This window comes from Tessaracoccus sp. MC1756, assembly GCF_014164735.1.
Classification (GTDB): Bacteria; Actinomycetota; Actinomycetes; order Propionibacteriales; family Propionibacteriaceae; genus Arachnia.
The window spans coordinates 1-5,470 of record NZ_JACJFZ010000010.1 but is presented as its reverse complement, the minus strand read 5'-3'; the positions used below and the strand labels follow the sequence as shown (position 1 = coordinate 5,470).

Sequence of the window (5,470 nt, the reverse complement as noted above, 5' to 3'; positions counted from 1 at the left end):
GCGGGTCGCACCCGAAACTTGAGAACTCAACAGTGTGCTTTAAGTCAATGCCAATTATATGCACTGGCAAGGCTTTTCGGAGTCTTGTCGTGCGAACCCGTCTCCCAGCTTTGGTTGGGGATGGATTCCTTTGAATTAATATTGATTAAAGTCCAGTTTTTTGGATTTTGTCGGTATCAAACTAGTTGACAGTTGAGCGGGCGCCTTTTGGGGTGTCTGTGCTGATAATTTTCAACGGAGAGTTTGATCCTGGCTCAGGACGAACGCTGGCGGCGTGCTTAACACATGCAAGTCGAACGGTAAGGCCCTTTCGGGGGTACACGAGTGGCGAACGGGTGAGTAACACGTGAGTAACCTGCCCTTGACTTTGGGATAACTCCTGGAAACAGGTGCTAATACCGGATACCAGCCTTCACGGCATCGTGTTGGTTTGAAAGCTCCGGCGGTCAAGGATGGACTCGCGGCCTATCAGCTTGTTGGTGAGGTAGTGGCTCACCAAGGCTTCGACGGGTAGCCGGCCTGAGAGGGTGACCGGCCACATTGGGACTGAGATACGGCCCAAACTCCTACGGGAGGCAGCAGTGGGGAATATTGCACAATGGACGCAAGTCTGATGCAGCAACGCCGCGTGCGGGATGACGGCCTTCGGGTTGTAAACCGCTTTCAGCAGGGACGAAGCGCAAGTGACGGTACCTGCAGAAGAAGCACCGGCTAACTACGTGCCAGCAGCCGCGGTGATACGTAGGGTGCGAGCGTTGTCCGGATTTATTGGGCGTAAAGAGCTTGTAGGCGGTTTGTTGCGTCGGTAGTGAAAACTCAGGGCTTAACCCTGAGCCTGCTTCCGATACGGGCAGACTTGAGGAAGGTAGGGGAGAATGGAATTCCTGGTGAAGCGGTGGAATGCGTAGATATCAGGAGGAACACCAGTGGCGAAGGCGGTTCTCTGGACCTTTCCTGACGCTGAGAAGCGAAAGCGTGGGGAGCAAACAGGCTTAGATACCCTGGTAGTCCACGCCGTAAACGGTGGGTACTAGGTGTGGGGTTCATTCCACGAACTCCGTGCCGCAGCTAACGCATTAAGTACCCCGCCTGGGGAGTACGGCCGCAAGGCTAAAACTCAAAGGAATTGACGGGGCCCCGCACAAGCGGCGGAGCATGCGGATTAATTCGATGCAACGCGAAGAACCTTACCTGGGTTTGACATATGCCGGAAACATCTAGAGATAGGTGCCCCTTTATGGTCGGTTTACAGGTGGTGCATGGCTGTCGTCAGCTCGTGTCGTGAGATGTTGGGTTAAGTCCCGCAACGAGCGCAACCCTCGTCCTATGTTGCCAGCGGGTAATGCCGGGGACTCATAGGAGACCGCCGGGGTCAACTCGGAGGAAGGTGGGGATGACGTCAAGTCATCATGCCCCTTATGTCCAGGGCTTCACGCATGCTACAATGGCCGGTACAAAGAGCTGCGAACCTGCAAGGGTGAGCGAATCTCAAAAAGCCGGTCTCAGTTCGGATTGGGGTCTGCAACTCGACCCCATGAAGTCGGAGTCGCTAGTAATCGCAGATCAGCAACGCTGCGGTGAATACGTTCCCGGGGCTTGTACACACCGCCCGTCAAGTCATGAAAGTCGGTAACACCCGAAGCCGGTGGCCTAACCCCTTGTGGGAGGGAGCCGTCGAAGGTGGGACCGGTAATTAGGACTAAGTCGTAACAAGGTAGCCGTACCGGAAGGTGCGGCTGGATCACCTCCTTTCTAAGGAGCCTGTAGCAGCACAGTTTTGACTGTGGTGCTCATGGTCGTGTTCTGGGACAGATGTTTCCAGCGCGGCCGGCACCGGAATGTGGAACATTGACTTTTGAAGCTCGGAGGAAGTCGTTTCTCGTCAGTACAACCTGGGTCCTTGTGGTCTGGGAGTGGAAAATCGGGGGATGGTGGGTGTCGAGCTAAGCACGCTGTTGGGTCCTGAAGGGTCGGTTGCTGTTGCAACGCCTTCTAGCGGACCAGTGCCGCGATCAGGTCTGTGGATCTGGTGGTTGCCTGGGCTCGCCCGTATTTTGAGAACTTCACAGTGGACGCGAGCATCTTTGTAGATTTTTTGACAAGCTACTAAGTGCGATCGGTGGATGCCTTGGCACCAAGAGCCGATGAAGGACGTTGTAACCTGCGATAAGCCATGGGGAGCTGGTAAACGAGCTTTGATCCGTGGATTTCCGAATAGGGAAACCTTGAAATACCGGAGTCATGTCCGGCAACCTCTGCCTGAATATATAGGGCAGTTGGAGGGAACGTGGGGAAGTGAAACATCTCAGTACCCACAGGAAGAGAAAACAATAGTGATTCCGTTAGTAGTGGCGAGCGAACGCGGAAGAGGCCAAACCTCGTGTGTGTGATAGCTGACAGGCGTTGCATGCGGGGTGTTGTGGGGCCGTTCTGGTTGCGCTGTCGAGCAGCCACAGAGTAAAAAATGATCAGTGAAGTTGAAGTGTCTGTGAATGGCACAGCAGAGAAGGTAAGACTCCTGTAGGCGTAAGTTGATCACTCTGGAGCGTCACCCCAAGTAATGCGGAACCCCTGAAATTCCGCATGAATCTGGCGGGACCATCCGCTAAGCCTAAATACTCCTTGGTGACCGATAGCGGACAAGTACCGTGAGGGAAAGGTGAAAAGTACCCCGGGAGGGGAGTGAAATAGTACCTGAAACCGATCGCATACAATCCGTCGGAGCCCTGCGGGGTGACGGCGTGCCTTTTGAAGAATGAGCCTGCGAGTTAGTGGTACGTGGCGAGGTTAACCCGTGTGGGGAAGCCGTAGCGAAAGCAAGTCCTAATAGGGCGTTTTTAGTCGCGTGCTCTAGACCCGAAGCGAAGTGATCTATCCATGGCCAGGTTGAAGCGACGGTAAGACGTCGTGGAGGACCGAACTCACTTGGGTTGAAAACCGAGGAGATGAGCTGTGGATAGGGGTGAAAGGCCAATCAAACTTCGTGATAGCTGGTTCTCCCCGAAATGCATTTAGGTGCAGCGTCGCATGTTTCTTACCGGAGGTAGAGCACTGAATGGTCTAGGGGGCCCACAAGCTTACCGAAATCAGTCAAACTCCGAATGCCGGTAAGTGAGAGTGCGGCAGTGAGACTGTGGGGGATAAGCTTCATAGTCGAGAGGGAAACAGCCCAGATCATCAGCTAAGGCCCCTAAGCGATAACTAAGTGGAAAAGGATGTGGAGTTGCGGAGACAACCAGGAGGTTGGCTTGGAAGCAGCCACCCTTGAAAGAGTGCGTAATAGCTCACTGGTCAAGTGATTCTGCGCCGACAATTTAGCGGGGCTCAAGTTATCCGCCGAAGCTATGGCATTCACACGTTTAAACCGTAAGGTTGTGTGGATGGGTAGGGGAGCGTCGTGTGCGCAGTGAAGCGGCGGGGTGACCCAGTCGTGGAGAGCACACGAGTGAGAATGCAGGCATGAGTAGCGAAAGACGGGTGAGAAACCCGTCCGCCGAATATCCAAGGGTTCCAGGGTCAAGCTAATCTGCCCTGGGTAAGTCGGGACCTAAGGCGAGGCCGACAGGCGTAGTCGATGGACAACGGGTTGATATTCCCGTACCGGCGAAATATCGCCCCTGCCGAACTGGATGATGCTAAGCACGCGAGGTGTGGTGATGTCTTCGGACGGATCTTCACTGAGTCTGTGACCCAAGTTCATAGTAGGCAAGCTGCGGAGGGACGCAGGAAGGTAGCTCTTCCCGGTTTTGGATATACCGGGTCAAGTGTGTAGGGCGAGACGTAGGCAAATCCGCGTCTCATCAAGCCTGAGACATGATGTGTCGGCAACTTTGGTTGTCGTAAGAGTGATCCTATGCTGCCTAGAAAAGCTTCGTGAGCGAGATATTAGCCGCCCGTACCCCAAACCGACACAGGTGGATAGGTAGAGAATACTAAGGCGATCGAGAGAATCGTGGTGAAGGAACTCGGCAAAATACCCCCGTAACTTCGGAATAAGGGGGACCCGATGCGTATTAGAATTTACTTCGAAAGCGTTGAGGGTCGCAGAGACCAGGCCCAAGCGACTGTTTACTAAAAACATAGGTGCGTGCTAAGTCGAAAGACGATGTATACGCACTGACTCCTGCCCGGTGCTGGAAGGTTAAGGGGAAGGGTTAGCCTCACGGCGAAGCCTAGAACTTAAGCCCCAGTAAACGGCGGTGGTAACTATAACCATCCTAAGGTAGCGAAATTCCTTGTCGGGTAAGTTCCGACCTGCACGAATGGAGTAACGACTTGGGCGCTGTCTCCACCACGAACTCGGCGAAATTGCATTACGAGTAAAGATGCTCGTTACGCGCAGCAGGACGGAAAGACCCCGGGACCTTTACTATAGTTTGGTATTGGTGATCGGTGTGACTTGTGTAGGATAGGTGGGAGACTTTGAAGCTTGGACGCCAGTTCAGGTGGAGTCATCGTTGAAATACCACTCTGGTCACTCTGGTTATCTAACCTAGGTCCATTATCTGGATCAGGGACAGTGCCTGATGGGTAGTTTGACTGGGGCGGTCGCCTCCCAAAAGGTAACGGAGGCGCCCAAAGGTTCCCTCAGCCTGGTTGGCAATCAGGTTTCGAGTGTAAGTGCACAAGGGAGCTTGACTGCGAGAGAGACATCTCGAGCAGGGACGAAAGTCGGGACTAGTGATCTTCTGGTGGCACATGGAAGCGCCAGGACTCAACGGATAAAAGGTACCCCGGGGATAACAGGCTGATCTTGCCCGAGCGTCCATAGCGACGGCATGGTTTGGCACCTCGATGTCGGCTCGTCGCATCCTGGGGCTGGAGTCGGTCCCAAGGGTTGGGCTGTTCGCCCATTAAAGCGGCACGCGAGCTGGGTTTAGAACGTCGTGAGACAGTTCGGTCCCTATCCGCTGCGCGCGTAGGAGTCTTGAGAAGAGCTGACCTTAGTACGAGAGGACCGGGTCGGACTAACCTCTGGTGTGCCAGTTGTTTACCAAAAGCACGGCTGGTTGGCTACGTTGGGACGTGATAACCGCTGAAAGCATCTAAGCGGGAAGCACACTTCAAGATGAGGACTCCCACAGAATAATCTGGTAAGGCCCCTTGTAGACCACGAGGTGATAGGTCGGATGTGGAAGCACAGCAATGTGCGGAGCTGACCGATACTAATAGGCCGAGGGCTTGTCTTTCTACAAAGATGCTACGCGTCCACTGTGAGGTTCCCGAGATACGGTCGGGAACACACAACTCAACACAGACTTGAGCAAGGTGTATCCGAACGCTATTTCCCATAGTGTTACGGTGGCCATAGCGAGAGGGAAACACCCGGTCCCATCCCGAACCCGGAAGTTAAGCCTCTCTGCGCCGATGGTACTGCGAGGGGGACCTCGTGGGAGACTAGGACGCCGCCGGACTTCTTTATAGCAAACCCCCCGAACCTGGTTCGGGGGGTTTGTTGCATTTACAGACC

General features: G+C 54.3%; 3 rRNA genes. All 3 read left to right on the top strand.

Annotated elements, in window-relative coordinates:
- Positions 1-231: 231 nt before the first annotated feature.
- Positions 232-1,752, top strand: a 16S ribosomal RNA gene (locus tag H5393_RS14250).
- A 344-nt stretch (positions 1,753-2,096) separates the two neighbouring features.
- A 23S ribosomal RNA gene (locus tag H5393_RS14245) occupies positions 2,097-5,189 on the top strand.
- A 108-nt stretch (positions 5,190-5,297) separates the two neighbouring features.
- Positions 5,298-5,414 (top strand): 5S ribosomal RNA (gene rrf / locus H5393_RS14240).
- Together the 16S, 23S and 5S rRNA genes form the textbook arrangement of a ribosomal RNA operon.
- Positions 5,415-5,470 lie beyond the last annotated feature (56 nt).